This window comes from Micromonospora sp. WMMC264 (assembly GCF_027497275.1).
GTDB lineage: Bacteria > Actinomycetota > Actinomycetes > Mycobacteriales > Micromonosporaceae > Micromonospora > Micromonospora chalcea.
Genome location: NZ_CP114907.1, coordinates 342776 through 358303, shown reverse-complemented (window position 1 = coordinate 358303; position 15528 = coordinate 342776). Strand labels below are relative to the sequence as shown.

General features: G+C 72.3%; 17 protein-coding genes. 8 read left to right on the top strand and 9 right to left on the bottom strand.

The genetic code is table 11. The annotated features are described in order from the left end of the window. Positions 1–5: 5 nt before the first annotated feature. From O7542_RS01680 to O7542_RS01670, 3 genes are read right to left on the bottom strand one after another with little or no spacing between them, the layout of a single operon-like run. Positions 6–1334 (bottom strand): NAD(P)/FAD-dependent oxidoreductase, encoded by a 1329-nt coding sequence (locus O7542_RS01680; protein ID WP_043328911.1) that lies wholly within the window; start codon positions 1332–1334, stop codon positions 6–8. Beyond that, positions 1331–2611, bottom strand: coding sequence for a kynureninase (gene kynU, locus O7542_RS01675; protein ID WP_043328909.1), 1281 nt, complete (start codon positions 2609–2611; stop codon positions 1331–1333). The genes O7542_RS01680 and kynU overlap by 4 nt, the downstream gene beginning before the upstream one ends. A gap of 14 nt (positions 2612–2625) precedes the next feature. Beyond that, on the bottom strand, positions 2626–3504 hold the full coding sequence (locus O7542_RS01670) for a tryptophan 2,3-dioxygenase family protein (RefSeq protein ID WP_043328908.1): 879 nt from the start codon (positions 3502–3504) through the stop codon (positions 2626–2628). Between the two features lie 148 nt (positions 3505–3652). Between O7542_RS01670 and O7542_RS01665 the strand changes: the two genes are divergently transcribed. The 3 genes from O7542_RS01665 (at position 3653) to O7542_RS01655 (ending at position 5552) form a co-directional block, all read left to right on the top strand. After that, positions 3653–4093, top strand: coding sequence for an Lrp/AsnC family transcriptional regulator (locus tag O7542_RS01665; protein ID WP_030502195.1), 441 nt, complete (start codon positions 3653–3655; stop codon positions 4091–4093). 79 nt (positions 4094–4172) lie between these two features. Next, entirely contained in the window at positions 4173–4682 is a 510-nt protein-coding gene (locus O7542_RS01660; protein ID WP_043328906.1) for a hypothetical protein, read from the top strand. A 12-nt stretch (positions 4683–4694) separates the two neighbouring features. After that, complete coding sequence (locus tag O7542_RS01655; RefSeq protein WP_043328904.1) at positions 4695–5552, top strand: class F sortase; 858 nt, start codon at positions 4695–4697, stop codon at positions 5550–5552. 9 nt (positions 5553–5561) lie between these two features. On the opposite strand, the gene O7542_RS01650 is transcribed toward O7542_RS01655, so the two are convergent. Both O7542_RS01650 and O7542_RS01645 read right to left on the bottom strand, forming a co-directional pair. Then, a complete protein-coding gene (locus O7542_RS01650) occupies positions 5562–6101 on the bottom strand; it encodes an HNH endonuclease (protein WP_030502198.1) in 540 nt (179 codons plus the stop codon). Positions 6102–6301: 200 nt separating this feature from the next. Then, the gene (locus tag O7542_RS01645) at positions 6302–7756 is read right to left on the bottom strand and encodes a D-glucuronyl C5-epimerase family protein (protein WP_281605592.1); all 1455 of its coding nucleotides are present in this window, start codon (positions 7754–7756) and stop codon (positions 6302–6304) included. 176 nt (positions 7757–7932) lie between these two features. Here O7542_RS01645 and O7542_RS01640 point away from each other — a divergent pair, with 176 nt between their 5' ends. The 3 genes from O7542_RS01640 (at position 7933) to O7542_RS01630 (ending at position 11063) form a co-directional block, all read left to right on the top strand. Then, a complete protein-coding gene (locus O7542_RS01640; protein ID WP_231915658.1) occupies positions 7933–8988 on the top strand; it encodes a mechanosensitive ion channel family protein in 1056 nt (351 codons plus the stop codon). A gap of 236 nt (positions 8989–9224) precedes the next feature. Then, a complete protein-coding gene (locus O7542_RS01635) occupies positions 9225–10598 on the top strand; it encodes an MFS transporter (protein ID WP_043328901.1) in 1374 nt (457 codons plus the stop codon). 78 nt (positions 10599–10676) lie between these two features. Further along, positions 10677–11063 carry a globin gene (locus tag O7542_RS01630; protein ID WP_051611386.1) on the top strand — a complete coding sequence of 129 codons (387 nt, stop codon included), beginning with the start codon at positions 10677–10679 and terminating at the stop codon, positions 11061–11063. 12 nt (positions 11064–11075) lie between these two features. Here the strand turns inward: O7542_RS01630 and O7542_RS01625 are convergent, their stop codons facing one another. The 4 genes from O7542_RS01625 to ettA all read right to left on the bottom strand — a co-directional run bounded on the left by O7542_RS01625 (position 11076) and on the right by ettA (position 14566). After that, positions 11076–11660, bottom strand: coding sequence for a YbjN domain-containing protein (locus O7542_RS01625; protein WP_043328898.1), 585 nt, complete (start codon positions 11658–11660; stop codon positions 11076–11078). 131 nt (positions 11661–11791) lie between these two features. Continuing rightward, positions 11792–12457: a hypothetical protein gene (locus tag O7542_RS01620; protein WP_043328896.1), complete on the bottom strand. Its 666-nt coding sequence runs from the start codon at positions 12455–12457 to the stop codon at positions 11792–11794. After that, positions 12454–12897: a thioesterase family protein gene (locus tag O7542_RS01615; protein WP_043328894.1), complete on the bottom strand. Its 444-nt coding sequence runs from the start codon at positions 12895–12897 to the stop codon at positions 12454–12456. Before O7542_RS01615 ends, O7542_RS01620 begins: the two co-directional genes overlap by 4 nt. Next, complete coding sequence (gene ettA, locus O7542_RS01610; protein WP_043328893.1) at positions 12890–14566, bottom strand: energy-dependent translational throttle protein EttA; 1677 nt, start codon at positions 14564–14566, stop codon at positions 12890–12892. The genes O7542_RS01615 and ettA overlap by 8 nt, the downstream gene beginning before the upstream one ends. Positions 14567–14779: 213 nt before the next feature. On the opposite strand from ettA, the gene O7542_RS01605 reads away from it, so the two are divergent. Together O7542_RS01605 and O7542_RS01600 are read left to right on the top strand one after the other, a co-directional pair. Further along, positions 14780–15064, top strand: a complete 285-nt coding sequence (locus O7542_RS01605) for a hypothetical protein (RefSeq protein ID WP_113974807.1) — start codon at positions 14780–14782, stop codon at positions 15062–15064. Beyond that, entirely contained in the window at positions 15061–15453 is a 393-nt protein-coding gene (locus tag O7542_RS01600) for a hypothetical protein (protein WP_051611384.1), read from the top strand. Before O7542_RS01605 ends, O7542_RS01600 begins: the two co-directional genes overlap by 4 nt. Positions 15454–15528: the final 75 nt, after the last annotated feature.

Sequence of the window (15528 nt, the reverse complement as noted above, 5' to 3'; positions counted from 1 at the left end):
GAGCGTCATCGCCGCCGCCCCAGCGCCGCGCGGACCCCACCGGCGAGCAGCGCCACCGCGCCGGCCGCCACCGCGCCGACGACCGCGTACTGCGCGCGCACCCGGCGGCGCACCTGCGCGTACGGGGTGGTCGAGAACGAGACCAGCTCGTACTGGGAGACGTAGCGGCCGGGCAGCGCGCGCTCCAGCGCGTGCTCGACCTGCTTGCGGGTCCGGAACACCGGCGAGGCGACCTTGTCCCGCATCTCCACGAAGTTCGCCAGCGCCATCCGGGCGATCGCCTCCGCGTTGTCCTGGCGGCGGTGCTGGAACAGCGGCAGCGCGGCGGCCCACTCGTCGTCGCACTCGTCGAGGCAGCGGTCCAGCTCGACCACGTCCTCGAACGCGCAGTTCGCGCCCTGGCCGTAGAACGGCACGATGGCGTGCGCGGCGTCGCCGATCAGGCCGACCTTCCCGGCCACCTGCCACGGCGTGCAGCGCACCGTGCCGAGCAGGCCGATCGGGTTGTGCTGGTAGTCGTCGACCAGGTTCGGGGCCAGCGGGACCAGGTCCGGGTAGTGGGTGGCGAAGAACCGCTCGATCGCGGCCGGGCTGCTCAGCGACGCGAAGCTGCGCGTGCCGTGGGTCGGCCAGAACAGCGTGCAGGTGAAGGAGCGGTCCGGGTTCGGCAGCGCGATCATCATCGAGGTGCCGCGCGGCCAGATGTGCAGCGCGCCCGGGTCGAGCGCGAACTCCCCGCCCAGCGGCGGGATGGTCAGCTCCTTGTAGCCGTAGTCGAGGAAGTCGAGGCTCTCGGTCAGGCCCCCGTACGCGAGCAGTTGCCCGCGCACCGCGGAGCCGGCGCCGTCGGCGCCGAGGATGACCGAGGCGGTGGCGGTGACCTTGCCCTGCGGGGTCTCGAACGTCATCTCGCCGCCGAGCGGGTCGAGGCCGACCAGCCGGTGGTCGAACGCGACGCGCACGTTCGGCAGCGCGGCGGCGGCGTCCAGCAGCGCGTTGTTCAGCGCGCCCCGGCTGATCGAGTTGATCGCCCGGTCGCCGGTGCCGCTGTAGGACTGGAACTCCGGCTCACCCTCGACCGGGTGGATCATGCGGCCGCGCATCGGCAGCGCGTCCGCCATCACCTCGTCCTCCAGGCCGATGCGGCGCAGCGCGTCCAGGCCGCGCTCGGACAGCGCCAGGTTGATCGAGCGGCCCCGCTCGACGGTGCCGGTACGCGGGTCGGGCCGCCGCTCGTAGAGGGCCACCGGGTAGCCGCGCCGGGCCAGGTAGCAGGCCAGCAGGCAGCCGGCCAGCCCGGCGCCGACGACAGCGATCTCGTCGCGCTCGGTCATGAGCCCTCCTTCTCAACAGTTGCCGCCAGCGCCTCGGCGACCCGCCAGCAGTCGTGGTACGTCGAGTAGAGCGGCACCGGGGCGAACCGGACGATGTCCGGCTCCCGGGCGTCGGCGACGACGCCGTGCTCGTGCCGCAGCCGCTTGGTCAGCTCGTTCGCGCTGCCCACCCCGATCCGCACCGAGAGCTGGCAGCCGCGCCGGGCCGGGTCGCGCGGGGTGACCACGCTCAGCGGGCGGCCCGGCGTGACCTCGTCGAGCAGCTGCTCCAGGAAGGCGGTGAGCCGCAGGCTGCGCTCGCGCAGCGCCGGCATGCCGACGGAGTCGAACAGCTCCAGCGAGGTACGCACCGGGCCCATCGCGAAGATCGGCGGGTTGGAGATCTGCCACGCCTCGACGGTGGCCGGCGGCCGGGACACCGGGGTCATCTCGAACCGGGTGGCCGCCTCGGTGCTCCACCAGCCCTCGAAGCGCTGGATCGACGGGTCGCCGAGGTGCCGTTCGTGGACGAAGACGCCGCCCAGCGCGCCCGGGCCGGAGTTGAGGTACTTGTAGGAGCACCAGGCCGCGAAGTCGACGTCCCAGTCGTGCAGCGCCAGCGGCACGTTGCCGGCGGCGTGCGCCAGGTCCCAGCCGACGACCGCGCCCGCGGCCCGCCCGGCGGCCGTGATGGCGGGGATGTCCATCAGCTCGCCGGTCAGGTAGTTCACGCCGCCGAGCATCAGCAGCGCCACCGTGTGGCCCTCGCGGGCCAGGAAGTCCAGCACGTCCTGCGTGCCGAGTGTGTCGGAGCCGGGGCGCGGCTTGAGGCGTACGACGGTGGTGTCCGGGTCGAGGCCGTGGAAGCGGGCCTGGCTGCGCACCGCGTAGCTGTCCGACGGGAACGCGCTGTCCTCGATCACGATGCGGGTGCGCTCGCCGGCCGGCCGGTAGAAGCTCACCATCAGCAGGTGCAGGTTGACGGTGAGGGAGTTCATCACCACCGTCTCCGCGGGCAGCGCGCCGACCAGGCGGGCGGCCGGCGCGGTCAGCAGCTCGTGGTACGGCAGCCAGGGCCGCTCCGACTCCAGGTGCCCCTCCACGCCCAGGCGCTGCCAGGCGTCGAGGTCGGCGAGGAGCTCGTCTCGGGTGGCGCGGGGCTGCAGGCCGAGCGAGTTGCCGGCCAGGTACGCGGTGTCCGGGTAGCGACCGCCGTCAGCCGGCGGGATGTGGAACAGGTGCCGGTGACCGGGGTCGTCGGCGTCGCGGCGGAGGGCTTCGTTCTCGGGGGTGTGCATGCTGTTCTCTCTCGTCACATCGCGGTGCGGGCCGACCACAGCTCCGGGAAGACCACCCGGGCCATGCTGCGCTGCAACCATGCCAGTCCGGCGGAACCGCCGCTGCCGACCTTGGCGCCCATGGTGCGCTGCACGGCCTTGACGTGGTTCCAGCGCCAGTCGCCGAACTCCTCGGCGATCTCGGTCAGCGCGTCGCCGAGCAGGCGCAGGTGGTTGTCCGGGCCGCTGTCGCCGTAGATCCGGACCCAGGCCGCCTCGATCGCCGGGTGCGCCTCGTGCTCGGTGTTGACGTCCCGGGACAGCAGCTCGGCCGGCACGTCGAAGCCCTTGCGGGCCAGCAGCGCCACCACCTCGTCCCAGAGGCTCGGCGTGGCCAGCGCGGCGGTCAGCTCGTCGTACACGTCGGTCTGCCGGCGGAACGGGCGGATCAGCGCCCGGTCGCGCAGGCCGAGCAGGAACTCAAGCTGCCGGTACATCGCGGACTGGAAGCCGGAGCCCTCGCCGAGCCGGTCGCGGAAGCGGTTGAAGTCGGCCGGGCTCATCCAGCGCAGGCCGTGCCAGGCCGCGTTGAGGCCCTCCAGGTGCAGGGCGGCCCGGCGCAGCGGGGCCAGCGCCTCCCAGATCCGGTCCTCGCGCAGCTCACGCTTGGCGTGCCGCAGCTCGTGGCAGGTCAGCCCGAAGTACAGCTCCATGATCTGGCTGACCATCAGGAAGGACATCTCGCCCGGGTCGTCGCTGAGCGGCTCCTGGAGCCGGTGCAGGGTGCTGGCCCGTACGTAGGCGTCGTACGGCACGCGCTCGGCGAATTCCAGCGTCGGCTCGCCGCCGTTGCGTGCCGCCCGAGCCGCCCGTTCCTGGGGGGTTACCGGGCGCACCGCCGTCGTCTGTTCCACAGTCGTTCTCCGTCCGTGCGCGGGGTAGACGTCATGATCCCGCTGGTGGGCGGCCGAATGGAATGCCTGTTCAACGGCGGTATGGTGGTCTCACCTCGCGAACCGAAACCATCTCGCGTCGCTCCCTTTACGGAAGGAAGGTCCCCGCGTGGACGACATGGACTGGGCGTTGCTGCGTGAGCTCCAGGCCGACGCCCGGCTCTCGTACAGCGAGTTGTCCCGCCGGGTCCACCTGTCCCCGCCCGCGGTGGCCGAACGGGTGCGGCGGCTGGAGGAGTCCGGCGTGATCACCGGCTACCACGCCCACGTCGACCTCACCCGGGCCGGACGCACGGTGCTCGCCCTGATCCGGATGTCCTGCTACGGCGCGCGCTGCATCCTCAACGACCCCGAGGTGGCCGGCTGGCCGGAGATCATGGAGATCCACCGGATCACCGGGGACGCCTGCAGCATGCTCAAGGTCGCCGCCACCAACATGGGCGAGTTCGAGGAGGTCATCGACCGGCTCGCCCCGTACGGCCAGCCGTCCAGCACGATGGTGCTCTCCACGCCGCTGGCCTGGCATCCCGTGGTGAAGGCGCCTCGTTAGCTTCCCCCGCCCCCCGGGAAAGCAGCCGCCGCTGCCCGTCAGTGGGTCCGGCGCACCGTCGCGCCGGGAGGGGGGAACCATGCGAGGGCTCCTGTCACACCGCGTGCTGTCGTCCGTACTCGGCCTGTTCGGCCTGGTCGCGACGTTCGTCCTGGCCACCGCGCCACCGGCGCGGGCCGGCGAGAGCGTGTTCATCGAGGTGACGCCGAACAGCGTCCAGGCCGGTTCCCGGGTGAGCCTGCGGGCCGGCTGCGACAACAGCAACAACCGTCAGGCCCAGGTCACCTCGGACGCCTTCGGGCGGGTGACGCTGCGACCCGACAACGGCTTCCTCACCGGCTCGGTCACCGTGCCCGGCAACAAGGCGCCCGGCGACTACCCGGTGAACCTGGACTGCTCCAACGGCAACACCGCCTCGACCATGCTCACCGTGCTGAACATGGCGCAGCCGAGCAAGGGACCGGCGACCGGCGGTGGGGGCGCCGCGGGCGGCCGGGGCACCGGCTCGCTGCTGCTGGTCGGCGGGCTGGTGGCGGTGGCAGTGGTGGCCGGTGTGAGCGCCCGCCGCAAGACCGGTAACCGCGTCTGACGAGGCGCCGACATGGCCCGCAAATCGCGCCGCCGGGACCGCGCCGGCCCGGCGGCGGACCGCACCCGCCGTCGCGCCGCCGGCCGCCGGCCGCCGGAGCGCGCGAAACGGCTCCGGGCCGCGCTGCGGCTGACGTCCCGGGCCGCGCGCCGGTTCGCCCATGTCGCCGGGCACGCCTTCACGGCCAGCGTCACCACCGCCGACCCGCGGCCGGTCCCGGCCCGCGCCGCACCGGCCACCACCCGCCGGTACGCCCCGAGCCGCAACCCGGGTGTCCCGGTGCTCGTGGTGGCGAGCGTGATGGCGCTGATCGTGGCCATGCTCGGGCTGGAACGGGTGACCGGGGTCAGCGTGCTGCCGGACCGGATCGTCGCCGGCCTGCGCCCGCCGCCGAAGAAGTTCCCGGTGCTGCCGGCCAGCCCGCCGACCGACCTGAGCATCGGCAAGCTCGACCTGCGCGCGCCGGTGCACCGCGTCGGAATCGCGCCGGACGGCAGCATCGACGTGCCGGACGTGGACCGGGCCGGCGAGGTCGGCTGGTACGACCAGGGCCCCACCCCCGGCCAGTACGGCCCGGCGGTGCTCGTCGGGCACGTCGACACCACCACCGGGCCGGCCGTCTTCCACGGGCTGAAGAACCTCGACGACGGCGACCGGATCGAGGTGACCCGCGAGGACCGCTCGGTGGCGGTGTTCGAGGTGACCTCGATCGAGCGGTACGGCAAGGAGAAGCTGCCGGTGGAGGACGTCTACGGCGACTTCAGCCGGCCCAACCTGCGGCTGATCACCTGCGGTGGGCGCTGGGTGGGCGGCGAGACCGGGTACGCGGACAACCTGGTCGTCTACGCCTCGCTGGTCAAGGCGCGCTGAGCGCTCCGGTCAGGCCGCCTCGGACTCGGGCTCGCGCAGGTCGAGCCAGTCCGCCCAGCGCGGGTCGGGCGCGCGGTGCCCGAGAACCCGCCAGGCCGCCCCTTTCGGGGCGGCCGGCAGGTGGTGCAGCCGCCAGCCCAGCTCGGCCGGCGTCTTGTCGCCTTTGGTGTGGTTGCACCGCGCGCACGCGGCGACCACGTTCTCCCAGGCGTGCCGGCCACCCCGGCTGCGCGGGAACACGTGGTCGATGGTCTCCGCCGGCCCCCGGCAGTACGCGCACCGCCACCCGTCGCGGGCGAACACGGCCCGCCGGGACAGCCCGACGTGGGTGCGGTAGGGCACCCGGACGTAGCGGGTCAGGCGTACCACTGAGGGCACCGGTAACGCGTTGCGCGCGCTGTGCAGGATGCCCTCACCGTCGGCGACGCAGATCGCCTTGGCGGAGAGCACGAGGATCGCGGCACGACGCACCGACACGACGCACAGGGGTTCGTAGGTGGCGTTGAGAACGAGCGCACCGGAGCCCGCCGTGGGTCGTATGTCAGGCATCGCGCTCACCCTCCCGGTCCAGCCGCTCCCGCCGTCTGCGCGCCGGAACCGCCCGCGAACAGCGCGGAACGAATTCCGACGCCGGCCGGATCACCGACGTCCGTTGCGCCAATAGTCCCTGATCGCGCCCTCGATTGCACGCACGAATCTGCAAGCGGCCCACCGGATCACCCGCACCGGGGCGGTCCGGCGCGCTCGCGCTACGCCGTGCCGACGCTACGCAGGGTGCCCAGCCGGACCCACTGGCCCTCGTGCGGGCCGGCGGCCAGGCGGTAGTGCTGGACGCCGTCGATGGCGGCGCGCAGATCCACTGTCACGGTGTCACCGACGGCGAGGCCGGCGGTCACCGCCGTCACCTTCCCGGCGTCGTCCAGGGAGTACGCCCTGCCGGGCGCGGCGACGACCACCGCCGAGCGCGGGATGCGGTAGCCGATCGGCGCCGCTCTCCCGATCTGGTACGACCGGCCGGGGATCTCCTGGACCAGGTAGCCGCTCAGGCTCCCCTCGCTGATGTCGTACCAGATGCCGGTCTGCCGCATCACCTTGTGCCGTTCCGTGGAGGCCGCCTCGGTCGGCCTGGTCAGGGAGATCCGCTTGCGGTCCAGGACCGTGCCGGCCGCGTCGAACTTGTAGCCGACGTGGTCCCCGGGGGCGAGCCGGATCGTTCCGGACACCCCGTAGGTGGGGTGGTCGGAGTAGAACAGGTCCATGATCCCGGCGAAGGTCGGGTCGCCGGTGATCGCGTGCAGCACGGCGTGCTGGATGATGTGCGTCGAGTGGTACATGCCCGCGTCCTTGCGGTGGGTGAGGCAGTACCGGCTCCGCCACTGGCGGGTGCGGACGAGGTGGTGGGCGTCCCGGGCGGTGGTGATCGCGCCCTGGAGCATCTGGCGGGCCCGGGCGTCGCGGCTCAGGCTCCAGTAGTCCCAGAGCCCGAAGGCCGAGAAGACGTGCCCGTTGTAGGTCTGGTCGCCGCGCACCCGCGTCGGGTGGGCGTACTCCTCAAGCCAGAGCAGCCCGTCCTTGACGTACACCCCCCACGGCAGGCCGCCCACCGGCGGGAGCAGGTAGGACGCGAACGTCGAGTCGGCCGCCTGCCGCCAGTGGGTGCGCTCGCCGACGATCTGCGCCAGCCGGACGAAGAGGCTCATCGCCTGCCCCTGGGCCATCATCGAGTACCACGGCGTCTCGTAGACGTCGGTGCCGCGGTGCATGGCGTGCCGGAACCGGTACGGGTAGAACCAGGCGTCCCGCCGCACGACCCGCCTGTCGATCAGGCGCTGCGCCTGCGCCATCGCCCGCTTGAGGTACACCTGATCGCCGGTGACCCGGTAACTCTCCAGCAGGTTGATGCCGTACTGGGCCTGGGCCACCGGATGGTCGTAGAGCTTCCCGGTGAGCAGCGCCATGCGTACGCCGTGCTCGTCGTGCGTGCCCGTGTCGACCAGCGGCAGCCGCACGCCGCTGTAGTAGGGCCGCTGCCCCTGCGGCAGATCGCGGATCTCGAACGGGTCGCTGCGGAACTTGACAGGCGATTCGGCAGACAGTTTCGCCGCCCCGGTCGCCACCAGCGGCGCGGCGCCGGCCGCCGCCACCACCGTCAGCACCTGACGACGGGACCAGGATCGGCGCGCGCCTAAGAGTTCCTCCGTCATGTCGCTTTTCCCCTTGCTCCGCCCAGCTGCGCGCTGGACGGCCAGTCGCGGGGCCCCCGTGCGGGCCGGGGCGTTTTTGCCGCCCCCCGGTACAACGGAGCAGGAAGCAGGGCGGGTTGCCCGGCCGGCGGTGGGTCCGCGCCGGACGGGCGACGCGGGTGCGGTACGAAAGCACTGTGAATCTCTCCGACCTGATCTCCGCCCTGCTGTCCGCCGTCTCCGACCGGCGGCCGGACTGCCAGGGCAGCAGCTCCTGCGAGTGGGTGTACCGGGTCACCGACTCCGCCTGGTTCGCCGAGAGCAGCTACTGGATCCTGTTCAAGCCGCTGCGGGTGGCGCTGATCCTGCTGCTCGCGGTGGCCGCCCGCTGGGCGCTGCACCGGACCATCAACCGGCTGGTGCGGACCACCACCGACGGCGCGGTGCCGACCATGCTCCGCCCGCTGCGGGAGCGGATTCCCAGCGCCACGCTCGACCCGGACCAGTTCGTGCCGGAGCGGCGGCGGCAGCGGGCCGAGGCGATCGGGTCGGTGCTGCGCAGCATGGTCACCGCGTTCGTGTTCGGCATCGCGTTGCTGATGGTGCTCAAGGAGTTCAGCTTCGACCTGGCCCCGCTGCTGGCCAGCGCGGGCATCGCCGGCGTGGCGCTCGGTTTCGGCGCGCAGAGCCTGGTCAAGGACCTGATCGCCGGCCTGTTCATGTTGATCGAGGACCAGTACGGCGTCGGTGACACGGTCGACCTCGGCGAGGCGACGGGCGTGGTGGAGGCGGTGGGCCTGCGGGTGACCACGGTCCGTGACGGCCGCGGGGTGCTCTGGTACATCCGCAACGGGGAGATCGTCCGCGTCGGCAACAAGAGTCAGGGTTGGGCCCTGGTCGTGGTCGACCTGCCGATCGGCTTCGCCGGCACCGAGGAGGCCACGGCGGTGCTGCGTACCGCGGCGGCGTCGGTGGCGCTGGACCCGGAGCTGGCGCCGAAGATCGTCGAGGCGCCGGAGGTCCTCGGCGTCGAGCAGATCACCGTGGACGGCACGGTGATCCGTACCGTCGTCAAGACCACCGCGGACGGGCAGTTCGCGGTGGGCCGGGAGCTGCGCCGCCGCCTCGCCGAGGCGCTGGAGAACTCCGGGATCACGGCGCAGATCGCGGCGGCCCGGCTCTTCCCCGGGCTGCCGCCCCAGACGCCGGCGACGCCCACGGCCGAGGGCACGGGGACCAGCGGACCCACCTGAGTCGCCGGACAAGCCGGACTATTTTCCGGGGGTCGCGCTCCGCGCGGCCCCTCGGGTATCGTCCGTTCGGTTCAGTCGGAGATGCGACGATCAATCCGTTCACCCTAGCCAGTTGTCAGACGATCGGGCAGAATCCGGTGAACACGCTCCACCGGGGAGCGTGCTCGTGTCCTCGCTGATCGGTTGATCTGACGACGGTTCCCGGTCGGGCCATCACAAGTGGTCGACCAGGAACGATGGAGGCGACGGTGTCCGACGAGCGACCCGCCCAGGAGGGCCCGGCCACCTTCCGCGACGTGTTCGGTCAGCCGGAGTTCCGGGCGCTCTTCGCCGCCAACATCCTCTCCTGGGTCGGCGACTATCTCGCCAAGGCCGCGGTCACCGTGCTCGTGCTGCGCGAGACCGAATCGGTCGCGCTCTCCGCCGCCGCGTTCGCGGTCAGCTATCTGCCCTGGCTGCTCGGTGGCCCGTTGCTCTCCGCGCTCGCCGAGCGGCACCGCTACCGCCGGGTCATGGTGATCTGCGACCTGATCCGGATGGCGCTGATGGTGCTCGTCGCCATGCCGTTCATGCCGGCCTGGTCGGTCCTCGCGCTGATCTTCCTGGCCACGCTCGCGAATCCGCCGAGCCAGGCGGCGCGCTCGGCGGTGATGCCGCAGATCCTCACCGGCGACCGGCTGGTGGTGGGCCTGTCCGCGTTCACCAGCGCGTCCCAGGCCGCCCAGGTCGTCGGCTACCTGATCGGCGCGACCATCGCCGCGCTGAACCCGAACGCCGCGCTGCTCGTCAACGCGGCGACCTTCGCCCTGTCGGCCCTGCTGGTCCGCGTCGGCGTACACGACCGGCCGTCGACGATGACCGCGAAGCACCGCAGCCACCTGCTGCGGGAGACCGGCCAGGGCTTCCGCATCGTCTTCGAACGGCCGGTGCTGCGGGCCATCGCGATGCTGGTGTTCAGCGCGATGCTGTTCTCGATCGTCCCCGAAGGGCTGGCCGCCGGCTGGGCCGCCGAGCGCACCGACGGCACGATGGACGCCGGCACCGCCCAGGCGGTCATCATGGCCGCCGGTCCGGTCGGATACGTCCTCGGCGGGGTGATCATCGGGCGGCTGATCGCCCCGGCGCGCCGGTTGGCGCTGATGCGGCCGCTGATGGTGATCGCGCCGGCGGTGCTCGTGCCCGCGCTCCTCGACCCGGCCCCGTCCGTGGTGGCGTTGCTCGCCGCGGCGTGCGGCTTCGCCGTCGCCGGGCTGGTGCCGGTCGCCAACGGGCTGTTCGTGCAGGCCCTGCCGGACGGCTACCGGGCCCGGGCGTTCGGGGTGATGGCCACCGGCACCCAGGTCATCCAGGGCGCCGCGGTGCTCGCCACCGGCGCCCTCGCCGAGCGGTTCTCCGTCCCGTCGGTGGTCGGCGCGTGGAGTGCGGCGGGCGTGCTGCTGATGCTCGTCGCGGCGTTCGCCTGGCCTCGGCCGCGCACCATCGACGCGGCGATCGCGGCTGCCCGCGCCGAGTCGGCCCCGGACGCCGCCGCGCCCACGCACGCCGCGCGTGGCCCGGCTGCGGGCGACCGGGGCCGGGAGCACGGCCGGCGCCGGCACGCGGTGACGTGATCCGCGCCGCCCCGCGGGCGGGCGCGACCGCGGGGGCGCACCTGGCAGGATGGAAGCGTGACTTCCCCAGGCGAGTCGATGACCCTCTTCGAGGCGATCGGCGGTGAACCGGCCTTCCGCAAGCTGGTGGACGAGTTCTACGCCGGCGTCGCCGAGGACCCGCTGCTGCGGCCGATGTACCCGGAGGAGGATCTGGGCCCGGCGGCGGACCGGCTGACCCTCTTCCTCATCCAGTACTGGGGTGGGCCGCACACCTACTCCGAGCAGCGCGGGCACCCCCGGCTGCGGATGCGGCACGCCCCGTTCCGGATCGGCGCCGCGGAGCGCGACGCCTGGTTGCTGCACATGCGCCGGGCGGTGGACGCGCTGGACCTGCCGCCGCAGCTCGCCGGCGCGCTCTGGGACTACCTGGAGCGGGCCGCCTACTTCATGGTGAACGTGATGGAGGACCCGGCGGCCGGCTGAGCCGCCCGGCTCTCAGAGCAGCGCGCCCTCGTCGTGCAGCCAGTCGACGAACGTGGTGGCGACCGCGGCGCCGCAGTCGAGCATCTCGACGAGCAGCGCGTCGTGGGCCCCGGCGCCGAGCGGGACCTGGAGTTCGGCGTAGATCGGGAGCTGGCCGCGCTCGGTCGGGTCGCCGATGTACGCCTTGCAGAAGCGGCGGGTGTGGTTCCACTCGTTGACCACCCGGTACGCCCGGTCGGCCCAGTCCGGCGGGACGGTGGCGTGCGGGCGGGCCCGCATCACCAGGATCTCGTCCTCCGGGCCCTCCAGCGCGACGAGCACGGCGTGCCGCTCCCACATGGCCAGCAGGTTGCCGCCGCCGTCGGCCAGGTAGCGCACGTCCAGCAGGTCGAGCGCGTCGCAGACCCGGCTCAGGGTGACCGGGGCGACAGTGGCCGGCATGTCCGCCAGGGCCGGGCGCTCGGGTGCCGGCGCGTCGTCTCCCGGCTGGCGCGGGGTAGGTGGCCCCACCCGGATGGTGTCATCCACTGTGACTCCGCTTCGAGTCTCCGGTTCGCCGCCAGCGGCGGGACCAGGGCGCCATGACCACCACGGCATCGCTCGCGCACCTCACTCCCCAGCGGATCCAATCGCCTACGGTGCGTTGGATCCGAGGAAGGACGGTACCCGGACAGGCGGCATGAGGCATCCCCCCAACGGCCGCCCCAAACCGGAAGGCCGATGATGGGTCATACTTTCGGCTGACCCGGCATCGGCCTGAGTGCAAGATCGGCGACGGTACGCGACCACACCGCCCCGAACGGACCGACGAGCCCGACCCACCGGCCGGCGACCCGCACCTGAACGTCGTCCTCGCCGCTACCGGCGAAGCCCATCCGGACCAGACCCTGCACCAGCCGCTGCGACACCTCCACCGGCGTGCGCGGGTCCTCGTCCGGCGTCACCACCACGGCGACGTGGTCCAGCAGCGCGTCCCGCAGCACCCGCTGACCCACCGCGCGGCCGGCCACCCCGTGCGTGGCCGCCTCGCGCAGCGTCCCGGCCGCCGCCTCCGCGATCCGGCGCAACTCCGCGCCGGGCAGCGTCTCCACCACGCGGCTGGCAGCCGGTGGGAGCTGCCAGCGCCAGCCGTCGTCCCGCCGTACCGGCAGCGCCGCGCCCCCGGCGGAGAGTTCGGCCAGCAGCTCCCCCGCGGCCACAGTGACGTCACCGGGGGCGGCGCCGGGCACGGTACGGACCACGAGCACCCCCCAGGGCAGCCGCGCCCAGAGCGCCGTACGCCCGGCGCCGGGCACCGGCCGCAGGCGGACCACCGTGGCCGGGTCGAACCGGACCAGCCGGGCCAGGAAGGCCCCCGCGTCGGCCACCCCGGTCAGCCCGTGCCCGGTCGTCATCCGCTCAGCCCCGGCGCGTAGCGGAGCAGGAACGCGCGCTCGTCCGGCGAGATCCGGCGTGGCCGCTGGGCGGCGAGGTCGAACGGCACCAGCACCGACCGGGCGGTGCTGGCCAGCGTGTCGCCGTCGTACAGCTCGTAGGCGACCGAGAACGAGGCGTTGCGGATCTGGTCCACCCACAGCTCGATCCGCACGGTCGGGGCCGCCTCCGCGCTGGCCCGGCCGAGCGCGTAGTCGACCGGGCGCAGGTAGTCGACCTCGTGCCGGCGGATGACCACCCCGTCGGCGAACGAGCCCACTCCCCACGCCCGGCCACCGGCGAACATCATCGCCACCCGGGCCTCCTCGTAGAGCGTGAGGAAGCGGGCGTTGTTGACGTGGCCGTACGCGTCCAGGTCGGACCAGCGCAACGCGCAGTGGTAGACGAAGCGGTCAGTCACGGGTGAGCTTGCGGTAGGTCACCCGGTGCGGCCGGGCCGCCTCGGCGCCGAGCCGGTCGATCTTGTTCTTCTCGTACGCCTCGAAGTTGCCCTCGAACCAGAACCACTTCGCCGGGTTCTGGTCGTCGCCCTCCCAGGCCAGGATGTGCGTGGCGACCCGGTCCAGGAACATCCGGTCGTGGGAGATGACCACGGCGCAGCCGGGGAACTCCAGCAGCGCGTTCTCCAGGCTGGACAGCGTCTCCACGTCCAGGTCGTTCGTCGGCTCGTCGAGCAGGATCACGTTGCCGCCGATCTTCAGCGTCAGCGCCAGGTTGAGCCGGTTGCGCTCGCCGCCGGAGAGCACCTTCGTCGGCTTCTGCTGGTCCGGCCCCTTGAAGCCGAACGCCGCGATGTACGCGCGGGACGGCATCTCGACCTTGCCCACCATGAGGTGGTCCAGCCCGTCGGAGACGACCTCCCAGACCGTCTTGTCGCCGTCCAGGCCCTGCCGGTTCTGGTCGACGTACGACAGCGAGACGGTCTCGCCGACCCGGACCGAGCCGCTGGTCGGCTGCTCCAGCCCGACGATCGTCTTGAACAGCGTGGTCTTGCCGACGCCGTTCGGGCCGATGATGCCGACGATGCCGTTGCGGGGCAGCGAGAACGACAGGTCGTCGATCAGCACCCGGTCACCGAACGCCTTTGTGAGGTTCTGCGCCTCGATGACCGTGTTGCCCAGTCGCGGGCCCGGCGGGATCTGGATCTCCTCGAAGTCCAGCTTCCGGGTCTTCTCCGCCTCGGCGGCCATCTCGTCGTAGCGGTCCAGGCGGGCCTTGGACTTGGTCTGCCGCGCCTTGGCGTTCGAGCGGACCCACTCCAGTTCCTCGGACAGCCGCTTCTTCATCTTGGCGTCGCGGCGTCCCTCGACGGAGAGCCGGGCGGCCTTCTTCTCCAGGTAGGTGGAGTAGTTACCCTCGTACGGGTAGGCCCGGCCGCGGTCCAGCTCCAGGATCCAGTTGGCCACGTTGTCCAGGAAGTACCGGTCGTGGGTGATCGCCAGGACGGTGCCGGCGTACTTGGCCAGGTGCTGCTCCAGCCACTGCACGCTCTCCGCGTCCAGGTGGTTGGTGGGCTCGTCGAGCAGCAGCAGGTCCGGCGCCTCCAGCAGCAGCTTGCACAGCGCGACCCGGCGGCGCTCACCACCGGAGAGCTTGGTGACGTCGGCGTCCGGCGGCGGGCAGCGCAGCGCGTCCATCGCGAGTTCGAGCTTGGAGTCGATGTCCCACGCGTCGGCGGCGTCCAGCTCCTCCTGGAGCTTGCCCATCTCCTCCATCAGCTCGTCGGAGTAGTCGGTGGCCATCTGCTCGGCGATGGCGTTGAACCGCTCCAGCTTGGCCTTGGTCTCGGCGACCGCCTCCTCGACGTTGCCGAGGACCGTCTTCTCCTCGTTGAGCGGCGGCTCCTGCGCGAGCATGCCGACGGAGTAGCCGGGCATGAGCCGGGCCTCGCCGTTGCTCGGCCGGTCCAGCCCTGCCATGATTTTGAGGAGGCTGGACTTACCGGCGCCGTTCGGACCGACCACCCCGATCTTGACACCCGGCAGGAAGTTCAGCGTCACGTTGTCGAGCACGACCTTGTCGCCGTGCGCCTTGCGCGCCTTGTCCAGGACGTAGATGAACTGGGCCACGGTGCGGGCTACCTCCGTCGGTTGCGTTCGCGGGCTTGTCGGGTGCGGGGCGCGGGCGTCGATCTCCGCCCGCCGCCGCCGGCCGGGAGCCGGCCGCACGCACGCCGCCGTCAATCCTGACAGGTACGGACCGCCACGCCCACATCACCCCACCCCAGGGGTACGGTGGCGCGCCTCCTTGCCGGCGCGGGTATGACTGAATAGCCTTGGCGTATGACCAAGAAGATCGCCGTGAGCCTGCCGGACGACGTCGCGGAGCGGCTGGCCAAGGAGCCGAACGTGTCCGCCTTCGTAGCGCGCGCCGTGCGTCGGCAGATGGCCGGCGAGCAGACGCGGGTGCTGCTCGCTCGCGCCGGTGTCACGATCACCGACGAGGACGTGGCCCGGGCCCACGCGGAGATGCAGCAGCTCACCGCGAGTATCACGCCCGAGCTTCGTGAGCGGGCCACCCGGCTCCAGTCGGAGGTCCTTGCGGCCAGGGCGAAGGCGCGGCGGTGACGCAGTTCGGCCTGGCGCTCGACACGGCCGCGCTGCTGGCCTATGCCTCGGGCGCCAAGGACGTCGGTGCGAGGATCGCCGAGGCCGCCGACTACGCGCGTGACGTGCTGGTGCCCGCCCTCTGCCTGGCGCATGCCCATCAGCAGGCCACGGCTCCGCAGTGGGAGCTTCTGGAACTGCTGGCCGCCCTGCCGCAGGTGCAGATCACCCCCGTGGAACCTGACATGTGCGCCTACCTCGGAGGCTGGTCGCGGCGGATGACCGGGCGGATGGATCTCGCGCAGCTGGCCATGGAGGCCGCCGCCAATCCGCTCGTGCCGATCGTGACGGACCGGCGGGAGCTGCTCGGTGAGGTGCTGCCGAAGGAGTGGCCGATCATCGACCTCTGAGCCACCGGTGTCGACAAGATCACGCGGTGGGTTCGGCGGTTCTGGGACGGGTAGGTAACTCCGGCACGGGGGAAC